The organism is Curtobacterium sp. 260, from assembly GCF_030803485.1.
Classification (GTDB): domain Bacteria; phylum Actinomycetota; class Actinomycetes; order Actinomycetales; family Microbacteriaceae; genus Curtobacterium.
In genome coordinates this window covers 33,329-54,705 of record NZ_JAURUY010000006.1, presented here as the reverse complement: position 1 = coordinate 54,705, position 21,377 = coordinate 33,329, and the positions used below count along the sequence as shown (strand labels likewise).

22 protein-coding genes and 1 tRNA gene are annotated in these 21,377 nt (G+C 72.4%); 12 read left to right on the top strand and 11 right to left on the bottom strand.

The window, feature by feature from the left end; translation table 11 throughout:
- Window positions 1–178: 178 nt before the first annotated feature.
- The 7 genes from pgm to J2X59_RS09175 all read right to left on the bottom strand — a co-directional run bounded on the left by pgm (window position 179) and on the right by J2X59_RS09175 (window position 6,743).
- Window positions 179–1,798, bottom strand: coding sequence for a phosphoglucomutase (alpha-D-glucose-1,6-bisphosphate-dependent) (pgm, locus tag J2X59_RS09205; protein WP_066652245.1), 1,620 nt, complete (start codon window positions 1,796–1,798; stop codon window positions 179–181).
- A gap of 210 nt (window positions 1,799–2,008) precedes the next feature.
- A complete protein-coding gene (locus tag J2X59_RS09200; RefSeq protein ID WP_066652247.1) occupies window positions 2,009–2,254 on the bottom strand; it encodes a hypothetical protein in 246 nt (81 codons plus the stop codon).
- Window positions 2,255–2,374: 120 nt separating this feature from the next.
- A complete protein-coding gene (locus J2X59_RS09195; protein WP_326496464.1) occupies window positions 2,375–3,037 on the bottom strand; it encodes a methyltransferase domain-containing protein in 663 nt (220 codons plus the stop codon).
- Window positions 3,034–3,684, bottom strand: coding sequence for a TIGR04282 family arsenosugar biosynthesis glycosyltransferase (locus tag J2X59_RS09190; RefSeq protein ID WP_326496463.1), 651 nt, complete (start codon window positions 3,682–3,684; stop codon window positions 3,034–3,036). Before J2X59_RS09190 ends, J2X59_RS09195 begins: the two co-directional genes overlap by 4 nt.
- Window positions 3,681–4,424 carry a glycosyltransferase family 2 protein gene (locus tag J2X59_RS09185; protein WP_058728516.1) on the bottom strand — a complete coding sequence of 248 codons (744 nt, stop codon included), beginning with the start codon at window positions 4,422–4,424 and terminating at the stop codon, window positions 3,681–3,683. Before J2X59_RS09185 ends, J2X59_RS09190 begins: the two co-directional genes overlap by 4 nt.
- A gap of 388 nt (window positions 4,425–4,812) precedes the next feature.
- Window positions 4,813–5,886 carry an NAD-dependent epimerase/dehydratase family protein gene (locus J2X59_RS09180; protein WP_326496462.1) on the bottom strand — a complete coding sequence of 358 codons (1,074 nt, stop codon included), beginning with the start codon at window positions 5,884–5,886 and terminating at the stop codon, window positions 4,813–4,815.
- Complete coding sequence (locus tag J2X59_RS09175) at window positions 5,883–6,743, bottom strand: MTAP family purine nucleoside phosphorylase (protein ID WP_326496461.1); 861 nt, start codon at window positions 6,741–6,743, stop codon at window positions 5,883–5,885. The genes J2X59_RS09180 and J2X59_RS09175 overlap by 4 nt, the downstream gene beginning before the upstream one ends.
- Before the next feature lie 117 nt (window positions 6,744–6,860).
- Here J2X59_RS09175 and J2X59_RS09170 point away from each other — a divergent pair, with 117 nt between their 5' ends.
- The 7 genes from J2X59_RS09170 to J2X59_RS09140 all read left to right on the top strand — a co-directional run bounded on the left by J2X59_RS09170 (window position 6,861) and on the right by J2X59_RS09140 (window position 12,777).
- Window positions 6,861–8,102: a molybdopterin molybdotransferase MoeA gene (locus J2X59_RS09170; RefSeq protein ID WP_326496460.1), complete on the top strand. Its 1,242-nt coding sequence runs from the start codon at window positions 6,861–6,863 to the stop codon at window positions 8,100–8,102.
- Complete coding sequence (moaC, locus tag J2X59_RS09165) at window positions 8,099–8,599, top strand: cyclic pyranopterin monophosphate synthase MoaC (RefSeq protein WP_326496459.1); 501 nt, start codon at window positions 8,099–8,101, stop codon at window positions 8,597–8,599. Before J2X59_RS09170 ends, moaC begins: the two co-directional genes overlap by 4 nt.
- Complete coding sequence (locus J2X59_RS09160; RefSeq protein WP_326496458.1) at window positions 8,596–9,108, top strand: MogA/MoaB family molybdenum cofactor biosynthesis protein; 513 nt, start codon at window positions 8,596–8,598, stop codon at window positions 9,106–9,108. The genes moaC and J2X59_RS09160 overlap by 4 nt, the downstream gene beginning before the upstream one ends.
- Complete coding sequence (locus J2X59_RS09155) at window positions 9,105–9,533, top strand: molybdenum cofactor biosynthesis protein MoaE (RefSeq protein ID WP_326496457.1); 429 nt, start codon at window positions 9,105–9,107, stop codon at window positions 9,531–9,533. Before J2X59_RS09160 ends, J2X59_RS09155 begins: the two co-directional genes overlap by 4 nt.
- A complete protein-coding gene (locus J2X59_RS09150; RefSeq protein ID WP_326496456.1) occupies window positions 9,530–10,198 on the top strand; it encodes a hypothetical protein in 669 nt (222 codons plus the stop codon). The genes J2X59_RS09155 and J2X59_RS09150 overlap by 4 nt, the downstream gene beginning before the upstream one ends.
- A 58-nt stretch (window positions 10,199–10,256) precedes the next feature.
- The gene (locus tag J2X59_RS09145; protein WP_066652280.1) at window positions 10,257–10,655 is read left to right on the top strand and encodes a PLD nuclease N-terminal domain-containing protein; all 399 of its coding nucleotides are present in this window, start codon (window positions 10,257–10,259) and stop codon (window positions 10,653–10,655) included.
- A 274-nt stretch (window positions 10,656–10,929) separates the two neighbouring features.
- Window positions 10,930–12,777: an ABC-F family ATP-binding cassette domain-containing protein gene (locus J2X59_RS09140; protein WP_326496455.1), complete on the top strand. Its 1,848-nt coding sequence runs from the start codon at window positions 10,930–10,932 to the stop codon at window positions 12,775–12,777.
- 59 nt (window positions 12,778–12,836) lie between these two features.
- Here the strand turns inward: J2X59_RS09140 and J2X59_RS09135 are convergent, their stop codons facing one another.
- Genes J2X59_RS09135 through J2X59_RS09125 form a run of 3 tightly spaced genes read right to left on the bottom strand, consistent with a single transcriptional unit; the run spans window position 12,837 to window position 14,456 of the window.
- The gene (locus tag J2X59_RS09135; RefSeq protein ID WP_326496454.1) at window positions 12,837–13,400 is read right to left on the bottom strand and encodes a hypothetical protein; all 564 of its coding nucleotides are present in this window, start codon (window positions 13,398–13,400) and stop codon (window positions 12,837–12,839) included.
- A gap of 35 nt (window positions 13,401–13,435) precedes the next feature.
- Window positions 13,436–13,903, bottom strand: coding sequence for a VOC family protein (locus J2X59_RS09130; protein WP_326496453.1), 468 nt, complete (start codon window positions 13,901–13,903; stop codon window positions 13,436–13,438).
- Window positions 13,904–13,961: 58 nt separating this feature from the next.
- On the bottom strand, window positions 13,962–14,456 hold the full coding sequence (locus J2X59_RS09125) for a MarR family winged helix-turn-helix transcriptional regulator (protein WP_066652288.1): 495 nt from the start codon (window positions 14,454–14,456) through the stop codon (window positions 13,962–13,964).
- Window positions 14,457–14,550: 94 nt separating this feature from the next.
- On the opposite strand from J2X59_RS09125, the gene J2X59_RS09120 reads away from it, so the two are divergent.
- The 4 genes from J2X59_RS09120 (at window position 14,551) to J2X59_RS09105 (ending at window position 18,771) form a co-directional block, all read left to right on the top strand.
- Window positions 14,551–14,622 (top strand) — tRNA-Gln (locus J2X59_RS09120).
- A 44-nt stretch (window positions 14,623–14,666) separates the two neighbouring features.
- Window positions 14,667–15,806, top strand: coding sequence for a sensor histidine kinase (locus J2X59_RS09115; RefSeq protein WP_326496452.1), 1,140 nt, complete (start codon window positions 14,667–14,669; stop codon window positions 15,804–15,806).
- Entirely contained in the window at window positions 15,803–16,462 is a 660-nt protein-coding gene (locus J2X59_RS09110; protein ID WP_326496451.1) for a response regulator transcription factor, read from the top strand. The genes J2X59_RS09115 and J2X59_RS09110 overlap by 4 nt, the downstream gene beginning before the upstream one ends.
- Window positions 16,463–16,560: 98 nt before the next feature.
- The gene (locus J2X59_RS09105) at window positions 16,561–18,771 is read left to right on the top strand and encodes an MMPL family transporter (protein ID WP_326496450.1); all 2,211 of its coding nucleotides are present in this window, start codon (window positions 16,561–16,563) and stop codon (window positions 18,769–18,771) included.
- Between the two features lie 87 nt (window positions 18,772–18,858).
- Here the strand turns inward: J2X59_RS09105 and J2X59_RS09100 are convergent, their stop codons facing one another.
- On the bottom strand, window positions 18,859–19,863 hold the full coding sequence (locus J2X59_RS09100) for a LacI family DNA-binding transcriptional regulator (RefSeq protein WP_326496449.1): 1,005 nt from the start codon (window positions 19,861–19,863) through the stop codon (window positions 18,859–18,861).
- Window positions 19,864–19,989: 126 nt separating this feature from the next.
- Here J2X59_RS09100 and J2X59_RS09095 point away from each other — a divergent pair, with 126 nt between their 5' ends.
- Window positions 19,990–21,363, top strand: coding sequence for an MFS transporter (locus J2X59_RS09095; RefSeq protein WP_326496448.1), 1,374 nt, complete (start codon window positions 19,990–19,992; stop codon window positions 21,361–21,363).
- The last annotated feature ends 14 nt before the right edge of the window (window positions 21,364–21,377 follow it).

The window sequence follows — 21,377 nt, the reverse complement described above, 5'->3', positions numbered from 1 at the left end:
CTCTCGCCCGGGCGCGGGGGAGCGTTGTTGCGCGCACTGCAAAAATACAACCAGCGCAAACGGATTGTTCCCATCCGCCTCGTTCCTGTGGACATCGGCAGGGTCCTCCGGCGGATGCGGAGGAGCGACAGGGGCGCCACCGGACGGATCCGGTGACGCCCCTGTCGGTCGTCGGGGACTACGCGCCCAGGGCGGCGTCCACGATCTCCTTCGCCTCGCGCTGCACCTGCTCGAGGTGCTCCTGCCCGACGAAGCTCTCCGCGTAGATCTTGTAGACGTCCTCGGTGCCGGAGGGCCGTGCGGCGAACCACGCGTTCTCCGTGACCACCTTGACGCCGCCGACGGCGGCGTCGTTCCCCGGCGCCTTCGAGAGCTTCGCGGTGATCGGGTCGCCGGCCAGGGTGTCGGCGGTGATCGCGTCGCCGTCGAGCTTCGAGAGCCGGGCCTTCTGTTCCTTGCTCGCAGCGGCGTCGACCCGCTGGTAGACCGGCGCACCGAAGCGCTCCGTGAGCTCGGTGTAGAGCTGCGAGGGGGTCTTACCGGTCACCGCGGTGATCTCGGACGCCAGGAGCGCCAGGATGATGCCGTCCTTGTCGGTCGTCCACGCCGTGCCGTCCTTGCGGAGGAACGACGCGCCCGCGGACTCCTCGCCGCCGAACGCCACGGAGCCGTCGATGAGACCGGGGACGAACCACTTGAAGCCGACGGGGACCTCCCACAGCCGGCGGCCGAGCGACTCCGCGACGCGGTCGATGATGCTCGACGACACGAGCGTCTTGCCGATCGCCGCGTCGTCGCGCCACTCGGGGCGGTGCGCGTAGAGGTACTCGATCGCGACGGCGAGGTAGTGGTTCGGGTTCATCAGGCCGCCGTCGGGCGTGACGATGCCGTGGCGGTCCGAGTCGGCGTCGTTGCCGGTCAGGACGTCGAAGTCGTCCTTGTGGGCGAGCACCGACGCCATCGCGGACGGGCTCGACGGGTCCATGCGGATCTTGCCGTCCCAGTCGAGGGTCATGAACGCCCACGTCGGGTCGACCTCGGGGTTCACGACGGTCAGGTCGAGGCCGTAGTGGTCGCGGATGCGCTCCCAGTACGGCAGCGACGCCCCACCCAGGGGGTCGGCGCCGATCTTCACCCCGGCGCGCTTGATCGCGTCGATGTCGATGATGTGCTCGAGGTCCGCGACGTACGTGCCGAGGTAGTCGTAGCCCTCGGCTGCGGTCTCGTCCTGGCGGCGGACGTCGGCGTTCCCGCCGGCGATGATCGCGTTCGCCCGGTCGGCGATCCACGACGTGGCGTCGCTGTCGGCCGGGCCACCGTGCGGCGGGTTGTACTTGAAGCCGCCGTCACGAGGGGGGTTGTGGCTCGGCGTGATGACGATGCCGTCGGCGGTGTCGCCGTGCTCCGCGCGGTTGTACCGGATGATCGCGTGGCTCAGTGCGGGCGTCGGGACGAAGCCGTCCTCGGCGTCGGCGAGCACGCGGACGCCGTTGGCGGCCAGGACCTGGAGCGCGGTCTGCTCCGCCGGCGCGGAGAGCGCGTGCGTGTCCCGGCCGATGAACAGCGGACCGGTGGTGCCCTGCTCGGTGCGGTACTCGACGATCGCCTGCGTGATCGCGGCGATGTGCGTGTCGTTGAAGGCGGTGTCGAGCGACGAGCCGCGGTGGCCGGAGGTGCCGAACACCACCTTCTGCTCGGGGATCGACACGTCGGGGACACGCTCGTGGTACGCGGCCAGGAGGGCGTCGAGGTCGACGAGGTCGTCTGCGGTCGCGGGGGTGCCGGCGCGGTCGTTCATGCGCCCATCCTGGCACCAGGACCCTCCGCGCGTCGCCGGGTGTCACGCAGCCGCACGGGTCCGGCAGGAGACTGCCCCGGTACGGCACGAGCGGCCGCCCTGCCGGGGACGTGGGGGGACGTCCCGGGTCGGCACGAGCGGCCGCCCTGCCGGGGACGTGGGGGGACGTCCCGGGTCGGGCGACCGCTCGCGGTCTGGGGGAGCCGGGGCTCAGGCGGTCCGGAACGATCCGGTCGTCGTCCGCAGCGAGCCGGTCACGGTCCGCGTCGAGGACGTCGCGGTGCCGGGACGGCGGGACTGGGTGTCCACGAAGCGGCCGAGCGCACGGCCCGCCCCGGTGCCGGTGTAGCTGCCGACCGGGCGCCACGCGGCCTCGACCGTGTACGCGCCGAGCTCGTCGCGCTGCTCGAGACCGGAGACGTAGGCGCCGCCGAGGGGGTTCTGTCGGTTCTGCACGGGTGCTCCTCGTCGTCGTGCCGAGGATCCCGGGCCGTCGGACCGACGACCAGGACGCCGTCGGCTGTTGCCCACGACGCTACCGCGTTGTCTTGAATCATGCAAGACAACGCGACGCGATCACGCGACGAGTTCGCAGAACGTCCGTCCGTCGGCGGTCCAGCTCTGCCGGGCACGCAGCCCCGCGGTGGCCGCGTGACGGAGGAGTGCGTCGACGCCGACCTCGGCCCACGGGAAGCCCTCGCTCCGGTTGCCGTCCACGTCGACCACGTGCGCGGTGAACGCACGGTCCGCCGCGCGGTCCACGTGGGTCTCGACGACCACGCGACCGCCGTCACGGACGATCTCGCCGCACCGGGCCAGGAGCGCGACCGGGTCGCCGCCGATGCCGATGTTGCCGTCGATCACGAGGGCGGTGTCCCAGCGGCCCTCGTCGGGGATCGGGTCGAACACCGAGCCCTGCACGGCCGTGCCACCGGAGCGTCGGGCGATCGCGACGGCCTCGGTGGAGACGTCCACGCCGAGCGAGGGGATGCCGAGCGCCCGGGCGGCGACGAGCATGCGACCGGGGCCGCACCCGATGTCGATCACGGGGCCGTCCGCGCCCTCGAGGAGGGAACGGTCGATCCGGTCGGCTGCGGCGCTCCAGCGGCCGACGTCCATCGTGACCTCGACGTCGGGACGCTCCGGGTCGGTCAGGCGCAGGTGGCCGTCGGTCTGCAGGGCACGGGCGTACGGTTCGCCGCCGCCGGCGCCGAACGTGACGGTGTCGTGCATCGTCATCGGGCACCTCCGGTCGTCGTGGTCAGGGTCGTGTCGTGCTCGGCGGCGAACGCCGTGGCGAAGCGCGAGGTCGGCGCGAGGGCGGCGACCTGCTCGGCGTCCGCGACGGTGTCGACGTCGAGCAGCGCGGGCAGGGTGCCGACCGACAGTCCGGCGTCGGTCAGGCGCGCGAGCTGCACGGCGCCCGTGTCGTCCTGCGACATCGGGACGCCGCGGAGCAGGGCGCCGTCGGGCTCGCGCAGGTACAGCGACCAGAAGCCACCGTCGTCCGCCGGACCGAACCACGCGTCGCGGTCCGGGTCGTCGAACACGGGTGCGAGGTGCTCGGGGGTGGCCTGCGGGGTGTCCATGCCGACGAGCAGCGTCGGACCCGTCATCGCGTCGAACATCGCCCCGAGGCGTTCGTCGAGCCCGCCACCGACCTGGTGCAGGACCTCGAAGTCGTCGGTGCCCTCGGGCAGGACGACGCCGTCGTAGAGCAGCACGCGACGCGTGGCGGGCAGGGCACGCACCGTCGCGATCGTGTCGGCCAGCGCGGCCGAGGCGACGCGGGCTGCACCCTCCGGGGTCAGGGCCGGCGTCAGCCGGGTCTTGACCTTGCCGGGCAGGCACTCCTTGGCCACGACGACCACCGTGACGTCCGTCATGAGCGTGCTCCTTCCGTGGTGGACCCGGCCACGTCGCGGGCCGGACCGGGCGCGACCACGCGGGGGCGTGCCTCCCGGCCGTACTCACGCAGCAGACGGGACATGTCGCGGACGGCGTTGACCGTCCCGCGGAGCGTGCCGGTGACCTTGCTGTCACCGACGCGCTGGGCGTACCCGATGTCGGACTCGTCGACCCGCCACCCGGCCGCGTGTGCCGCCAGGACCATCTCGAGTGGGTAGCCGCTGCGCCGGTCCTGCAGGTCGAGGGCGACCAGGTCGGCGCGGCGCATGACGCGCATCGGCCCGAGGTCGCGGAGGCGGTAGCCGGTCGCGCGGCGCATCAGGACCGCGAGCACGCGGTTCGCGAAGCGGGCGTGCGGCGCCCACGCGCCACGGGTGGTCGGCACGCGCCGACCGAGGGCGAGGTCGGTCCGCCCGTCGGCCACGCGGGCGACGAGGTCGGGCAGCTCTGCGGGGTCCATCGAGGCATCGGCGTCGCAGAACGCGACGTACTCCGCGGTCGCGGCGGCGACGCCGGCGGCACACGCCGAGCCGAAGCCCTTGACCGGTTCGGTGACGACCGTCGCGCCGTGGGCGCGGGCGACGTCGGCGGATCCGTCGGTCGAGCCGTTGTCGACGACGATGGCGCGGTACCCCTCGGGCAGGCGGCCGATGACGCGCGGGAGCGCGTCCGCCTCGTCCAGGCAGGGGAGGATCACGTCGACGGTCATGTGGTCCATTCGGTGCGGGTCGCCCTGGCGACGGGGCCGATCTCCGGTCGCGCGCGTCGCGTCCTCGTCGGGCTGGTCGCCGGCGGGTGGGGTTCGGTCCATGCTCACGACGTAACACGATGACACGTCGCGGGGTACAGGATCCTGTCCCCCGGGGCGTGTCGAGCGCGGTGATCGGACCGTCTGGCCCGCCTTCGGGGGACGGCCGGGAGGCCCGGGTGCGGTCCCGGGTCCGCGTGCGCGGGCGGGTGGTGCGTGCTCGCCCCGCGCTGCGGTGGCGTCCCGCGCTGGCGGTGGCGGACGCGAGACTCGCCTGGGCGGACACGGCTCGCGCCCCGAGGCGCGAGCCGTGTCCGCTGAGACGAGTCTCAGGCGGCGTCGTCCGCTGGACGCTGCGTCACCGCTGCACGGCGGCGCGGAGCGGTGCGGTCGCGAAGTCACGCATGCCCTGCTCGAAGTCGACCTGCGCGTGCCAGCCGAGCTCCGAACGGATCCGCTCGGACGACGCCGTGACGTGCCGGACGTCACCGAGCCGGTACTCGCCGGTGACGACCGGCTGCGGGCCGTCCGGCCCGGCGATGGCCGCGGCCATGTCACCGATGGTGTGCACGACGCCCGAGCCCACGTTGTACGCGCGGAAGGTCTCAGCGGGCAGCTCCGCGGTCGCGGCGATCGACGCGGCGTTGGCACCCGCGACGTCGTCCACGTGCACGAAGTCGCGACGCTGGCGGCCGTCCTCGAAGACGCGGGGTGCCTCGCCGCGGGCCAGGGCAGAGCGGAAGAGCGACGCGACACCGGCGTACGGGGTGTTCGACGGCATGCCCGGCCCGTAGACGTTGTGGTAGCGCAGGGCGATCGCGGTACCGCCGGTCGCGCGGGCCCACGACGAGGCCAGGTGCTCCTGCGCGACCTTCGTCTGCGCGTAGACGTTGCGGGGGTCCAGGGCGGCCGATTCGTCGATCAGCCCGGGCACGAGCGCGCGGCCGTCGGGCCCGATCGGGTCGAAGCGTCCGGCGTCGAGGTCCTCACGTCGTCGTGCCGGCGGCCGCATCGGTTGACCGTCGGCGGTCTCGTACGCGCCCTCGCCGTAGACCACCATCGAGCTCGCGACGACCAGGCGGCCGATGCCGTGCCGGTCCATGCCCGCGAGCACGTGCGCGGTCCCGGCGTCGTTGGACGACACGTAGTCCGGGGCGTCCTGGAAGTCGACGCCGAGGCCGACCTTGGCCGCCTGGTGGCAGACGACGTCGACGCCGTCGAGTGCCGCCTCGAGGGCGACGCGGTCACGGACGTCACCGTGCACGAACGACAGGCCCTGCTGCTCGTGGGCGCGGACGACCTCGGACGGGTCGCCGTGCACGTCGTCACGCAGGGAGTCGAGCACGCGGACCTCGTGCCCCTCGGCGAGGGCGCGGCGGACGATCGCGGACCCGATGAAGCCCGCGCCGCCGGTGACGAGCAGGCGGCTCACGCCGTCGCCCCGAGGACGCTGGCGCTGGCGGCAGCCGGGACGAGTTCGCGCGGGGTGTAGTCGTCTGGCAACGCGGCGACGACGCCGCCGATGGCGCGGACGATGACCTCGTTCGCGCGGGCCAGGCGCTCCATGACGGCGCCGTGGGTGACCGGGGCGTCGGTGGACCGTGCCGCCTCGTCCTCGGTGGGGGCCAGGCCGGCGTCGTCGTCGGTCACGAAGGACAGGTTGACCGTGCCGATGCCGAGCTCGGCAGCGAGCGGCACCTCGGGCGTCATCGTCATGTTGATCGTGTGGCCGCCGGCCTCGCGCATCCAGGTCGACTCCGCGCGGGTCGAGAAGCGCGGGCCCTGGATGACGACGCACGTGCCCGTCGGCCGGAAGGGCACGTCGAGTGCGGCGACGGCGTCGATCGCGGCGCGGCGGAGCACCGGGTCGAAGGGGTCGGCGAAGGACAGGTGCTGCACCTGGTCCTCGAAGAACGTGTCCTTCCGGCCCCAGGTGCGGTCGATCAGTTGGTCGGTCACGACGAAGGTGCCGGGGGCGTAGTCCGGGTGCAGGCCGCCGACCGCGCTGGACGAGACGATCGCACGCACGCCGAGGGACCGGAGGGCCCAGACGTTCGCGCGGTGGTTGATCAGGTGCGGGGCGACCGAGTGCTCGCGACCGTGGCGGGTGAGGAACGCGACGCGCTTGCCGGCCATCGTGCCGACCGTGATCGGACTCGACGTCGGGCCGTAGGGCGTGTCCACGGTGATCTCGTCGGCGGTGCCCTCCTCGAAGAGGCGGTAGAGGCCGGAGCCCCCGATCACCCCGATGCGAGCCGTCGTTCGGTCCACAGGTTCGGTCGTGGTCACGTGGTCCTCCACAGGTCCTCCGGATGTCCTCGGCGCGTGGTGCGCCCTGGATACGCTACTGACGCCCCTCCGGCATCGACCGGGAACGGGGCGTCCCCACGAGGTTCGGAGGCATCCGTGCGCACGATCGGTCAGCACCGCGACGAGGTCGCCGCGCTCCTCGCGCCCGTGCTCGCTGCGCGGGCGGAGGAGACCCTGCCGATCGACGCGCTGGCGGACGGCGCCGGTGCCGGCCGTGGGTACCGGGTGCTCACCCGGGCCGTCTCCGCGCCGGTCCCGCTGCCGGTGTTCGACAACAGCCAGATGGACGGGTTCGCCGTCCGGTCGACCGATGCCGGCAACGACGTCCGCGTGGTCGACCCGATCCCCGCCGGGGCCGTGCCGGCACCGCTCGGCCCGGGCACCGCTGCGCCGATCATGACCGGGGCGCGGATCCCCGAGGGCGCGGACGCCGTCGTGCCGGTCGAGGCGACACCGCCGGGGGCGTTCCCCGCGGCGCTGGGGCTCGACGTGCTGACCGTGCCCGCCGGGACGACCACCGGGACGTTCGTCCGCCGGGTCGGCAGCGACGTCGCCGTCGGCGCCGAGCTCGCCCCGACCGGGTCCCCGGTGACGCCGGCGCTCCTGGGGGCCCTGGCCTCGGCGGGTGTCGGCGAGGTGTCCGTGGTCCGCCCGGTCCACGTGCTCGTCGTGTCCACCGGCAGCGAACTCGCCGGTGACGCCGCGCCTGACGGGCTGGACGGAGCGGGCGCGGTGATCCGCGACGCGAACGGTGTCGCGCTCCGTGCGGCCCTGGCCGAGGTCGGTGCGATCGCCCGTGGCGTCCGGCTCAGCGACGCCCCGGACGCCTTCCTGCCGGGGCTCGAGTCGGCCGTCGGTGACTGGGCCGACGTCGTCCTGACCACCGGTGGGATCAGTGCGGGGGCGTACGAGGTCGTGCGTCAGGTGCTCGAGCCGCGCGGACTCGCCGTGACCCCGGTCGCGATGCAGCCCGGCGGACCCCAGGCCCTCGGACTCGTCGACCTCGCCGGTCGACGAGTGCCGGTCGTGGCGTTCCCGGGCAACCCCGTGTCCGCCCTCGTGTCGTTCGAGGTGTTCCTGCGGCCGGCGCTCGCGGCCCTCGTCGGTGCACCGGACCGCCCGACCGCCGAGCTGCCGGCCGCCGAGTCGGCGAGCTCACCCGTCGGCAAGCACCAGGTCCGCCGCGGCCGGGTCGCCGACGGGCGTGTGCACTTCGTGGGCGGGCCGAGCTCGCACCTGCTCGGGCACCTCGCCGCTGCCACCCACCTCGTCCACGTCCCCCTCGGCACCGACTCCGTCGAACCGGGGGACCCGCTGACCGTCTGGAGCCTCCGATGACCGACGACCACCCGAACGGCGTGCGCGACGCCGAGCTCTCCCACGTCCGCGCCGACGGCACCGCGCACATGGTCGACGTGTCCGACAAGGACGTCACTGCCCGCTCGGCCACGGCCACGGCCACGCTGGTGACCCGCACCGACGTCGTCGAGCGGATCCTCGACGGATCGCTGCCCAAGGGAGAGGTCATCGGCACCGCCCGGATCGCGGCGATCATGGCCGTCAAGAAGACGTCGGACCTGGTGCCGCTCTGCCACCCGCTGCCCATCGCCGGGGTCGAGGTGGACATCACCGGCGACGGCGACCGCGTGCGGATCGACGTCTCCGTGCGCACGACCTCCCGCACCGGTGTCGAGATGGAGGCCATGACCGGCGCGAGCGTCGCGGCACTGACCGTGTACGACATGGTGAAGGCCGTCGACCGCACGGCCGTGATCACGGACGTCCGGGTGCTCGAGAAGCACGGCGGACGCTCGGGCGACTGGAGCAACCGATGAACCCCGAACCGACCAGGGGCCGCGCGGGCGTCGTCGTGGTCTCCACGCAGGCCTCGACCGACCCCGCGCTCGACCGCACCGGACCCGTCATCGCCGCATGGCTGCGCGAGCGCGGCTTCGCCGTCGCCGAGCCGACGATCGTGCCCGACGGCGGCCCGATCGCCGAGACGGTGTCCGCCGAGCTCCTCGCGGATGCGACGGTCGTCGTCACCACGGGCGGCACGGGCGTGACCCCGACCGACCGCACGCCCGAGGCCGTCGCACCCCTGATCGACCTCGAGCTGCCGGGCATCACCGAGGAGATCCGCCGGCGCGGACTCGCCGGTGCCGGTCCGACCGCGCTGCTGACCCGCGGGGTCGCGGGCATCGCCCGTGGCCGCACCGTCGTCGTGACCCTGCCCGGGTCGCGCGGGGGCGTCGCCGACGGGCTCGCGGTGCTGGACGGGGTGCTCGACCACGTGCTGGCCCAGCTGCACGGCGAGGGCCACGCACCCCGGAGCGCGTCGTGAGCGGCGACCGTGTCGTCGTGGCCGACGTCGTGGACCGGGTGATCACGGTGGACGAGGTCTCCGCTGCCGTCACGACCGACCGCGACGGCGCCGTCGTGACCTTCGCCGGGGTCGTCCGCGACCACGACGAGGGCAAGGGCGTCACGGCACTCGACTACGAACGGCACCCGAGCGCGGGGGACGTCATCGCCGAGGTCGCCCGGACGATCGCCGTCGACCACCCCGAGGTCCGCATCGCCGTGCTGCACCGCGTCGGCGCGCTCGGCATCGGGGACGTGGCGCTCGCCGCAGCAGTGTCATCGCCGCACCGTGCCGAGGCCTTCGCAGCCTGCGCCGCGCTCGTCGACCTGGTGAAGGAGCGGACGCCGATCTGGAAGCGTCAGGAGTTCACCGACGGCACGGACGAGTGGGTCGCTGCTCTGTGACGGACGAGGAGACCGCGGCCGGTCACCGGTGGGCACTCGCGCAGGAGCGCGCGGAGGCCGTGCTCGCGGTTGCTGCCCCGGCCGACCGTCAGCGATCGGCGGGTGCCGTCGCATGGGTCCTCGGCGGGTCTGCGGGGGTCGTCGCCGTCCTGGTCGCGCTGGCACTCACGGCGCCACCCGAGGCACCCGCGAGGACGGTCGTGGCCATCGGCGTCGCCCTCGGCGCGCTCGTCCTCCTGGTCACGCAGATCATCCGGGCGGCCGCGGCACGTCGACGCGCCGGACCGGCGCCAGCGCCGGTGGTGGCGGTCCTGCAGACGCGCGAGCGGCACGCGGTCCGGCAGGCGTTCCACGGCCGCCGCTTCGTGCCGGACGACCGTCACGACGTCGTGACCGCCGCGGCCGTGCAGGCAGCGTCGGGAACCGAGCTGGTGTGGTTCTGTGCCACAGCGGTGCTCTGGGTGGGCAGTGCTGCCGTCGGTGGCACGCTCTGGCCGATGTACGCCGCGCTCGCCGTGGTGAACATCGCAGCCGTCGTCGTTCCCGCTCGGGACACCCTCGCCGCGCGACGGTGGCTGACGCAGCACCCGCTGGCCGGGGGCGCTCTCGACGTCACCACGGCCGAGACCTGTGGAACCGCGCAGGAGACCGACGCCCGATCGTGATCGCGCCACCCGATCAGGGCATGGTCCGGCGCTCGGTCGCGCCGTAGAGTCCGGAGCCATGAGCGTTCTGCTGTACGGCGCGGGGATCGTGCTGCTCGTCTTCGCCCTGATCGACATCGTCACCCGGGGCGAGGACCAGGTCCGCGGACTCCCGAAGTTCGCGTGGGTCCTGATCTGCATCTTCGTGCCCGTGGTCGGCAGCATCGTGTGGTTCGCCGTCGGGCACGACTGGAGCGCGAACGACCGGAACCACGGCCGCTACCTCGAGCCGAACCGTCACGAGGACCGGTACGCCAGCATCGGTCACGCCCGTGCCGCCCACGGTGACAAGCGCGTCAACGGTACCGAGCAGGAGCTCGCCGCGCTCGAACGCGAGATCGAGTACTGGGAGGCGCAGGCGCGCCTCCGGCGTGCCAAGGAGGCCGCGGGCGAGGGCGAACCGACCCCGGGGAGCTGAGCCGCGCCTCCAGGCCGGCCGCCGCTGCCGCGCTCGCTCGCCGCAGCCGCCACCCCGCTCGCCGCAGCCGTTACCCGCTCACCGCAGCCGTTACCGCTGGCCGCAGCACAACCGGAAGCACGTCGCGCCGCGGAATCTCGTGGCGCGACGTGCTTCCGCTTGTGCGGGAGCACACAACACCACCGAGCCACCGGGGCCACCCCGCGGCGCCCGCACCCCGCGGCACCCGCACACCGCGGCACCCGCACCCCGCCGCGCCGCCTACCCTTGACGGGTGGCTCATCTCCTCGGCGCCGAGAACGTGCATCTCGAGTTCCCCACCCGTGTCGTCTTCGACAGCGTCACCCTCGGCCTCGACGAGGGCGACCGCATCGGCGTCGTCGGCCGCAACGGTGACGGCAAGTCGACCCTGCTCGCCCTGCTCGCGCAGCGCCTCGAGCCGGACGCCGGCCGCGTCACCCATCGGCGCGGCCTGACCGTCGGGTACCTCGACCAGCGCGACGTCCTGCCTGCGGGGGCGACCGTCGGCAGCATCGTCGTCGGCGAGCTCGAGGAACACGAGTGGGCCGGGGACCCGAAGATCCGCGACATCATCGGCGGCCTCGTGTCCGACATCCCGTGGGAGGCCACGGTCGACGACCTGTCCGGTGGGCAGCGGCGACGGATCGCGCTCGCGAAGCTGCTCGTGGGTGACTGGGACGTGCTGTTCCTCGACGAGCCGACGAACCACCTCGACGTCGAGGGCATCCAGTGGCTCGCCGACCACATCAACCGCCGGTGGTCGTCGAACCAGGGCGGCATGGTCGTCGTGACGCACGACCGGTGGTTCCTCGACGCGGTGTCGACCGACACGTGGGAGGTCCACGACGGTGTCGTCGAGCCGTTCGAGGGCGGCTACGCGGCGTACATCCTGCAGCGCGTCGAGCGTGACCGGCAGGCAGCCGCGAGCGAGCAGCGGCGGCAGAACCTGGCCCGCAAGGAGCTCGCCTGGCTCCGCCGCGGTGCCCCCGCGCGGACCAGCAAGCCGAAGTTCCGCATCGACGCGGCGAACGCCCTGATCGACGACGTGCCGCCGATCCGCGACACCGTCGGCCTGTCGCAGACGGCGACCGCCCGGCTGGGCAAGGACGTCGTCGACCTGCTCGACATCGGTGTCTCGTTCGGCGACGACGTGATCCTGCGTGACGTCGAGTGGCGGATCGCACCGGGGGAGCGGACCGGCATCCTCGGACCGAACGGTGCGGGCAAGTCCACGCTCCTCAACCTGGTGTCCGGCAAGCTGCAGCCGACCACCGGCCGCGTGAAGACCGGCAAGACCGTGCAGGTCGCGGTGCTCGACCAGCAGCTCGCCGACCTGCAGCAGTTCGCGGACGACCGTGTCCGCGAGGTCGTCGCCCGCAAGAAGACGAGCTACGTCGCAGACGGCAAGGAGATGACGCCGTCGCAGCTGCTCGAGCGGCTCGGCTTCACCTCCGAGCAGCTGTCCACGCCGGTCAAGGACCTGTCCGGCGGGCAGAAGCGCCGCCTGCAGCTCATGCTCATCCTGCTCGACGAGCCGAACGTGCTGATCCTCGACGAGCCGACGAACGACCTCGACACCGACATGCTCGCCGCGATGGAGGACCTGCTCGACACCTGGCCGGGCACCCTGCTCGTCGTGTCGCACGACCGGTACCTGCTCGAGCGGGTCACCGACCAGCAGTACGCGGTCCTCGGCGGGCACCTCCGCCACCTGCCCGGCGGCGTGGACGAGTACATGCGGCTGCGCGCGTCCGGCTCCGTCCCGCAGACGGCTGCTGCGGCCGCCGCGGCCTCGGCCGGGAGGCCCGACACGGCTCCGGCAGGCGGCTCCGGCGGTGCCGCGGCCGGGTCCACCACCCCTGCCGCGCCCGGCCTGTCGGGTGCGGACCGTCGCGCCGCGGAGAAGGAGATGTCGGCCCTCGACCGGAAGATCGCGAAGGCGGGGCAGGACCGGCAGAAGCTGCTCGACGCGTTCGCCGCGCACGACCAGTCGGACTACGCGGGGCTCGGGGCGCTGCAGACGAAGCTCGGGGCGCTCGACGCCGAGGTCGAGCAGCTCGAGGAGCGGTGGCTCGAGGTGGCCGAGCAGCTCGGGGTGTAGCGGGGGCCGCGGGTCGGAGACCCGTTCTCGATGGACTCAGCGTTGCCGGGCGACCCGGGTCAGGGGCCCTCGCAGCCGAGTTCGGTCGGCTCGAGGTCCTCGCCCCGGCCCACGCCGTAGGCGGACGGATCCGTGACCGTGCGCAGCCGTCCGAGCCGGTCCTGCTCGGTGACGACGACGGCGCGGACGAACCCGGCGCGCTGGTCCTGGTCGAGCACGAACCGTCCGACGACGTCGAGGTGCCCGTGCGGCGGGACGACGACCCCGCTGTCGACCGGTACCGTCCGGCCGTACTCCGACGGGCGCGCGGCGTCCTCGGTGACGGTGAGCCCGGCAGCGTCGGCGGTCGGGTGCGGCGCGAGCGCGAGGTGTTCGAGCCGCACGCCCTGCACGGTGTCGACCCGGACCGTGCGGACGTGCACGTCCTGGGCGGTGTCGTTGGCGAACTCCGTCAGGAACCAGGCGGCTGCGTCGCTGTCGTCGTCGGGGAAGGTGCCGCTCACGCAGCCACCCAGGATGTCCGTCGACAGTCCACGGGCGGGTGCGAGCTCGATCGCGAGGCCCGCCGCGAGCACGAGTGCCCCGACGATGCTCGCTCCGACGACGGCCCGACCTCTGTCCATGTCGCAACCGTAGGGCAGGTCAGGGTCGGGAGACGTCACTCGATCGACTCCGGGTCGACGCTGTCCTGCTCGGGGTCCGCTCCGGCCGGGTCACCGCCACCGGGGTTCGCCACGACCTCCCAGAGGTGACCGTCCGGGTCCTGGAAGAAGCCGGACCACATGCCCCACGGGCGCGTGTACGGCGCCGCGAGCATCGTCGCTCCGGCGGCTGCCGCACGGTCGAGGAAGGCCTGTGCGGCCTCCTGCGACGGCTCGAAGTGCCCGATGGTGGTGCTCGGTGCCTCGGCCAGTGCGACGCCGGAGTCCTTCCGCATGTCCTCGCGCCCGTAGACACTGACGATCAGCCCGTCGTCGAGCGCGAACATCGCGGTGGTGCCGCCCGCCGCGGTCTCGGTCGCGGGGTACTCGGTGCCGATGATGCCGCTGCCGTCGATGCCGAGCAGTGCGCGGTAGAAGGCTGCCGATCGTCCGACGTCGGCCACGGCGAGGGTGATGGCGTGCATGCCGCGCACGCTACGCCGGACCGGCTGCCGGCTGCCGGCTGCCGGCTGCCGGTTGCCGTCAGTCGCCGAGCCCGAGGATGAGTCGTCGGAGCAGCCCGGACAGCTGCGCCTGCTCGTCCTCGGACACCCCGGACAGGATCGCGCGTTCGGCCTGGAGCAGGTCCGCGATCGCGGCGTCCACGGCTGCGCGACCGCTCGCCGTGAGGGACACGAGGATGCCCCGACCGTCCCGCGGGTCCGTCCGCCGGTTCACGAGCCCTCGCGCCGCGAGCCGGTCGACCCGGTTCGTCATCGTGCCGCTCGACACCAGGGTCTGCTGCAGCAGCGCCTTCGGGCTGAGCTCGTACGGTTCGCCCGCGCGCCGCAGCGCCGACAGGACGTCGAACTCCCACGGCTCGACGTCGCTCGCGTCGAACGCGGCCCGTCGTGCGCGGTCGAGGTGCCGGGCGAGCCGGTCGACGCGGGACAGGACCTCGAGCGGCCCGAAGTCCAGGTCGCCCCGCTCCCGACCCCACGCCGCGACGATCCGGTCGACCTCGTCCTGCTGCGGCATCCCTCCATCTTGGCCGAACCGGTCGCGCGCGGCCAGCGCCCGGGCCGTGGGAGGATGGACGGGCACCGGACGGGCTCCACCGCGTCCGGTTTGTTCCGCCTTGGTGTAACGGCAGCACGACGGCCTTTGGTGCCGTTAGGTCCGGGTTCGAATCCTGGAGGCGGAGCTCGCCCCGTAGTCTTGCCGCATGGCTCGTGGACGGCGGCCCCGATGACCGCGCTGCCGAGCGGCCGGCTCTGGCACGCCGCGAGGGTGTGGGAACGCGGACTCGACGTCGTGCTCGTCGTGACCCTCGTCGTCGAGGCTGCTCGGACGGCCAGTGGGACCGGTGACCTGGCCGAGGTCGTGCTCGCCGCCGCCGGCACTGCCACAGCTGCGCTGCGCCGCACGACGCCGGTGACGGTCATGGTGATCCTGCTCGTCCTGTCCGGCGCCGGAACGCTGCTCGAGCCGACGACGATGGTCGGGGTGTGGGTCGCCGCGCAGGTGGGCCTGTTCTCCGTGGCACTCCGGCGCAGCCGCCAGATGGCACTGGTCTCCGCGGCGCTGCTCGCGGGCACCCTGTACGCGGTCGTCCTCGCCGTCGACGGCCTGCCGTGGATCGACCCGACCTCGTTGGTCGTGGTCGTCTGGACCGCCGCAGTCGTCGGTGCGGCCTTGACGATCCGTGCACAGCACGACACCGTCGAGGCCGAGGCGCAACGCGTCGTGTCGTTGCAGGAAGCGCAGGAGAGCCTCGTCGCACGGCGGCTCACCGAGGAACGCGTCCGCATCGCACGAGACCTGCACGACTCGGTCGCGCACGGCATCTCGGCCATCGCCCTCCAGACCAGTGCGATCGATGCGTCGCTGGGGGAGCCGGACGTCGCTCGAGAGCGTCTCCGGGCGGTTCGTACGACGGCTCGCGCGGTCCTCGGCGAGACCCAACAGGTCCTGCAGCTCCTCCGCGAGGGCGGAGGAGCGACAGGCGGTGCCAGCATCAGGACCGTGCTGGAGGATGCACGCGCCACCGGCGACGACATCGACGAGACGCTCGACCCACGGTTGGACGCGGAGCCCGAAGCCACGCGGGTCGCGATGGCACGCGTCCTCCGAGAAGCGTTGACGAACGCCAGGCGCCACGGGCGCGGCAGGGTGACCGTGCGGACTGCTGTCGAACGGGGGACGGTGTCCCTCGTGGTCGTGAACCAGCCCGCGACGCTGCCCCCGACGACGTCCTCCCAGGGCTTCGGCCTCCAGGGAGTGCGGGAGCGCGCGGAGGCGATGGGTGGACACCTCGAGGTCCACCGCTCGGAGCACGAGTTCTCGTTGACGGTCCGGCTGCCGCGGTCGGAGGAAGGACACCGATGATCACCGTTGTCGTGATCGACGACCAGCCGCTCGCACGGGCCGGTATCGAGGGCATCGTCGCGGGAGCGGCAGACATGGTCCACGTCGGGTCGGCCGGAGACGGTGCCGCAGCGCTCCGTCTCATCGACGAGGTCACGCCCGACGTCGCCCTGATGGACCTCCGCATGCCGATCATGGGCGGTGTGGAGGCGATCCGGGCACTCCGGGCGACCGACGTACGCACGCGCGTCGTGGTGCTGACGACGTTCGACGGCGATCCTGAGATCCGTGCGGCGCTCGCCGCGGGCGCGGCGGGGTTCCTCGGGAAGGCGAGCGAGCCGGACGAGATCCTGGAGGCGGTGCGTGCGGTGCACGCGGACCGTGCGGCGATCTCGGAGCGCGCGTTGCGCCTCCTGGCCGAACCAGAGCCGGCGCCGTCGGTCCCGGAAGTCGACCCGGTCCTCCATCGTCTGCTCGGCGACCTGACGCCGCGGGAGCGCGACGTCATGACCGCCGCAGCGCACGGCGACGACAACGACACGATCGCCGCGGCGATGTTCATCTCACCGCTGACCGTGAAGACGCACCTCGCGCGTGCGATGCAGAAGATGCACGCGCGGGACCGCGCGCAGCTCGTGGCGTTCGCCTACCGCTCGGGACTACTCCAGACGGAGTAGACGAGGCACTGCGAGCGGAGGACGACGCCGGCGCTCTGATCGCCGAGCCTGGATGGTGCCCGGTTCCGGGCCGTTCCTCGAGCATCGGAGATCACCCCTTGGCACGTCTGCTCTCTCGTCTGGGCCGCTTCAGCGCCCGGCACCGAGTCCTCTTCCTGGTCGGCTGGGTGGTCGCCCTGGCGCTCCTCGCCGTCGTCGCGATCAGCAGCATGCGCTTCAGCGACGGAAGCTTCGACGTGCCCGGCACGGAGTCGAGTCGGGCGATCTCGACCCTCGACGAGGAGTTCCCGTCGGCGGACACCGACGCGAAGAGCCTGCAACTCGTCGTCGAAGCCCCAGACGGGCAGCAGATCACGTCGCCGGAGCGCTCGGCGGAACTCCAGAGCGCCCTCGAGCGGCTCCGCGGGACCGATCACGTCAGCGCCGTCTCGGACCCGGTCGACCCCGAGCAGCCGTACGTGTCCCGCGACACGACCACCGCCGTGGCGACCATCAGCCTGACCGGCGTGACGGACGACAACAGCGAAGCAGTCCACGCGGACATCGTCGCGGTCGCGGACGACCTCCGACACGACGGGTTCACCGCCGAGGTCGGCGGTTCGATCGCGAACCCGGTCCCCGAGATCCTCGGTCCGACCGAGATCGTCGGCGCCGTCCTCGCCTTCCTGGTCCTGTTCCTCACCTTCGGTTCGCTCGTCGCCGCCGGGGCGAACATGGCCGGCGCACTCGTCGGCGTCGGCGTCGGCATCCTCGGCGTCCTCGGCTTCTCCGCGATCACACCGATCGGCTCGACGACGCCCATCCTCGCGGTGATGCTCGGCCTCGCCGTCGGGATCGACTACTGCCTCTTCGTCATCGCCCGCTTCCGCGCAGAACTCCGGTCCGGCAGGACCGTCGACGACGCGATCGGCCGCAGCATCGGAACCGCAGGGTCCTCGGTCGTCTTCGCCGCCGCCACCGTGATCATCGCCCTCGTCGGCCTGACCGTGGTCGGCATCCCCTTCATCAGCGAGATGGGACTCGCCGCCGCCTTCGCCGTCTTCGTCGCCGTCCTCATGACGCTGACGTTCCTCCCGGTGCTCCTCCGGACGATGGGCCGCAGAGCGCTCCCGCGGAAGCAGCGGGACCCCGCGACCACGCCGCAGCGGACCGACGACCGGATCGGCTTCCTGGACCGCTGGGTCCGCGTCGTGACCGGGAACCGCGTGCTGTCGATCGTCGGGTGCGTCGTGCTCCTCGGGATCGTCGCAGCACCCGTGCTCTCGCTCCGCACCACGCTCGACATCCCCGGCGGCGAGGACCCGAAGTCCACGCAGCGCGCCGCCTACGACCTCGTCGCGGACAAGTTCGGCGCCGGGGCGCAGAACCCGCTCGTCGTCCTCGTGGAGCGGGAGGACGGCGACCTGACCGAGGCGCTGCCGAAGGTGCAGCGTGCACTCGAACGGCAGGAGGACGTCGCCACGGTGATCCCCGGTGCGGTGAGCGAGAACGGCGACTGGGCGATGGTCACCGTGCTCGCCGACTCCGGTCCGCTCTCGGACCGCACGACGAACCTGATCCAGTCCATCCGGGCCGATGCCGACGAGACCGCCGGGACGCACCTGCTGGTCACCGGCGGTACGGCTGTCGCGTTGGACTCGAACGAGAAGCTGCAGTCGGCACTCGTGACGTACCTGATCGTCGTCGTCGGGCTCTCACTGCTGCTGCTGATCCTGATGTTCCGGTCGCTACTGGTGCCGCTCATCGCGACGGTCGGTTACCTCCTGTCCCTCGGCGCCGGTATGGGGGCGACGATCGCGATCTTCCAGTGGGGGTGGCTCGACCCGGTCATCAGTGCCCCGCAGGGCAACCCGCTGCTGAGCCTGCTGCCGATCATCCTCACCGGCATCCTGTTCGGGTTGGCGATGGACTACCAGGTGTTCCTGGTGTCCCGGATCCACGAGGCACACCACCGCGGTCTGTCCGCGCGGGAGGCCATCCTCGATGGCTTCGGCCGATCTGCCCCGGTGGTGGTCGCCGCTGCCGCGATCATGGCTGCGGTGTTCGGCGGGTTCGCGCTCAGTCCGTCCTCGCTGGTCGGTTCGATCGCGCTCGGGCTCGCGGTCGGTGTGGTCGCGGACGCCTTCATCGTCCGCATGATCCTCGTCCCGGCGACCCTCGCGCTCCTCGGCAACGCGGCCTGGTGGGTGCCGCGGTGGCTGGACCGCATCCTGCCGCAGCTCGACACGGAGGGGTTGTCACTGGACAGCGAGGACGACTGGACCGCCCGTGGCAGGCCCGAGACGGCGCGCAGCCAGCCCAGTCGGTGACGTCCGGAGGTGCGCCGTGCCGCATCGGTGCGGCGCACCTCCTCCTCTGCGCAGGCGGCGAGTCCGGTGACCCTCGACGGGGACGCGTCAGGCTCGGCCGGGTCCGCCGGTCGATTCCCGGACCACGAGCACCGCGGCCTCGGCCGGCAGCGGTGCCGGCTCAGGACCACCGAGCGCCGCCAATGCGGTGTCCGCGAGGAACCGACCGATCATCGCCGTGTCGACCCGGATGGTGGTCACCGCCGGGTAGAGGAGCGCAGCGAACGGGCTGTCGTCGTGACCGATGATCGAGAGGTCTCCCGGGACGCGGAGCCCGGCCTGCAGCGCGGCGCGGACCACGGCCGCGGCGACCTCGTCGTTGTAGGCCGCCACCGCCGTGATACCGGCCGCACGCCAGCGCTCCAGAGCCCTCCCCGCGTCGCCGACCCCTTCGACGTCGAACAGCTCGACACCGAGGTCCGTCGCGGTCTGTTCCGCGAGCCCGACGCGGTCCTCCAGGAGCGCACGAAGTCGCGCATCCGTAGTCGCCGCGAAGCCGATCCGCCGGTGACCCAGCTCGACGAGGTGCTCGACCTGCATCGCCGGTCCGCGCCCGAACGGCGTGGACGCCAGCGCCGGACTTCGGACCCCGGGAGCCGGCACGATGTGCTGGATCCCGCTCGCACGCATCGCTGCAACGTCCTCCTGTGCGAACGGCACCGTCCCGATGACGACGTCCGGAGCGAGCGTCTCCCAGAGTGGGCGGGTCGTCCCGTCCTCGTGCGGTGTGTACGACACGAGCGTGTAGCCCGCGGCATCCAGCGCTTCGGACGCTGCATCGAGGTGCGCACGCATGCTGTGGTCCAGCGGCCAGTCGGGCAGGACGTGCACGACGATCATCGACCGCCCACTCGCGAGCGCACGAGCAGCGACGTGCGGACGGTACCCCAACCGATCCGCTGCCTCGAGGACGCGATCGCGCGTCTGTGCCGAGATGGTCTGCCCGGGCGTCCGGTTGAGGACGAACCCAACGGTCGCTCGGGACACCCCCGCTTGGGCAGCGATGTCCGCTGCCGTCACCCGTCGCCCCTGGGGCCGCGCACTCGTGGACATGGACGTCACGATATCGAACGCGGGGCTTGCGCGCTCTAGCGAGTAGGCCCTACAGTCGCCGCTAGCACGCGCTAGCGGCCCGTCCAGAGCCAGTTGCGCGCCCCCCACCCGACAACGGAGTCACAGATGTCCCGACGTTCCAGCGCGCACGACGCGTCGCAGAAGATCCCCACGCCGACCGCCCCCGGCATCGCCGACCAGACCCTCGCGATCCAGGATCCGCCGGAGTCGCCCGTCACCGTCTCGACCGCGACCGTCCTCGAGGACGTCACCGAGTCCGTCAGCGCCAAGTGGATCTGGCTGATGGTGATCGCCCAGTTCGGCACCTTCGTGGCCTTCATCACGCCGCTGGCGATCTCGCTCTCGATCCGCCTGCAAGCGCTCGCGCCCGGTCACGAGGAGTACCTGGGCTACATCACCGGCGCCGGCGCGGGTTGGGTCGTCCTCACCGCACCGTTCTTCGGCGTCCTCAGCGACCGCACCCGCACCCGCATCGGCCGACGCAAGCCCTTCACCATCGTCGGCATGCTCGTCGGGATCGTGGCCCTGTTCGTGATGGCCACCGCGCCGAGCGTCTTCGTCCTCGGCGTCGGATGGGTCCTCGCCCAGGCCGGTTGGGGACAGGTCCTCGCATCCCTGACCAACCGCACCGCTGACCGGCTCCCGGAGCAGCAGCGCGGGAAGGTTGCAGGACTCATCGGCTTCGCGACCCAGGTCGCGCCGGTGCTCGGTGTCGTGGCGGCCGGTTCGTTCGCGTCGAACGCACTGCTGCTGTTCCTCGTCCCGGGTGCCATCGGCGTCGTGCTCACGCTCCTGTTCATCCTGTTCGTCGGCGAGCCGGACAGTCGACGCATGAAGTTCCCGCCGCTCAGCATCGGCTCGACGCTGAAGAAGTTCGTCTTCAACCCGCGGCAGTACCCGGACTACGGCTGGAACTGGCTGGGTCGCTTCTTCTTCTACTTCGGTCTGTCCCTCAACACGACCTTCACCGCGTTCTTCTTCGCGCAGCGCCTCGACCTGACGCTCACCGCCGTCGCCGGGCTCATCGCGATCGTCTCCGTCGGCGGCATCCTGACCACCACGCTCGGCGCGATCGGCGGCGGCTTCCTGTCCGACAAGCTCCGACGTCGCCGGGTGTTCGTGTTCCTGAGCGGCATCCTCTTCGCCCTCGGCGCGGTCGTGATGGCGTTCTCGTACGACCTCCCCCTCCTCATCGCCGGCTCGCTCATCAGCAGCATCGGTGTCGGCATGTTCTCCGCGGTCGACCAGGCGCTGCTGCTCGACGTGCTGCCCGAGCGTGAGACCGACGCCGGCCGCTTCATGGGCATCACCGGATTCGCGACGAGCGTCCCGCAGGCGGTCGCCCCGCTGCTCGCCCCGGTGTTCCTGCTCCTCGGTGCCACCGGCGGCGAGAAGAACTACACGATCCTCTACCTGCTCGCGGGCGTCTGCACCCTGATCGGTGGCTTCCTGGCCACGCGGATCAAGTCCGTCCGTTGACCCACCAACACCAC

Coding starts and splice junctions, on each gene's coding strand:
- pgm (WP_066652245.1), bottom strand. CDS start 1,798: ATGAACGACCGCGCCGGCACCCCCGCGACCGCAGACGACCTCGTCGAC.
- J2X59_RS09100 (WP_326496449.1), bottom strand. CDS start 19,863: ATGTCCACGAGTGCGCGGCCCCAGGGGCGACGGGTGACGGCAGCGGAC.
- J2X59_RS09185 (WP_058728516.1), bottom strand. CDS start 4,424: ATGGACCACATGACCGTCGACGTGATCCTCCCCTGCCTGGACGAGGCG.
- J2X59_RS09190 (WP_326496463.1), bottom strand. CDS start 3,684: ATGACGGACGTCACGGTGGTCGTCGTGGCCAAGGAGTGCCTGCCCGGC.
- J2X59_RS09095 (WP_326496448.1), top strand. CDS start 19,990: ATGTCCCGACGTTCCAGCGCGCACGACGCGTCGCAGAAGATCCCCACG.
- J2X59_RS09160 (WP_326496458.1), top strand. CDS start 8,596: ATGAACCCCGAACCGACCAGGGGCCGCGCGGGCGTCGTCGTGGTCTCC.
- J2X59_RS09110 (WP_326496451.1), top strand. CDS start 15,803: ATGATCACCGTTGTCGTGATCGACGACCAGCCGCTCGCACGGGCCGGT.
- J2X59_RS09145 (WP_066652280.1), top strand. CDS start 10,257: ATGAGCGTTCTGCTGTACGGCGCGGGGATCGTGCTGCTCGTCTTCGCC.
- J2X59_RS09130 (WP_326496453.1), bottom strand. CDS start 13,903: ATGCACGCCATCACCCTCGCCGTGGCCGACGTCGGACGATCGGCAGCC.
- J2X59_RS09125 (WP_066652288.1), bottom strand. CDS start 14,456: ATGCCGCAGCAGGACGAGGTCGACCGGATCGTCGCGGCGTGGGGTCGG.
- moaC (WP_326496459.1), top strand. CDS start 8,099: ATGACCGACGACCACCCGAACGGCGTGCGCGACGCCGAGCTCTCCCAC.
- J2X59_RS09195 (WP_326496464.1), bottom strand. CDS start 3,037: ATGACGATGCACGACACCGTCACGTTCGGCGCCGGCGGCGGCGAACCG.
- J2X59_RS09115 (WP_326496452.1), top strand. CDS start 14,667: ATGACCGCGCTGCCGAGCGGCCGGCTCTGGCACGCCGCGAGGGTGTGG.
- J2X59_RS09135 (WP_326496454.1), bottom strand. CDS start 13,400: ATGGACAGAGGTCGGGCCGTCGTCGGAGCGAGCATCGTCGGGGCACTC.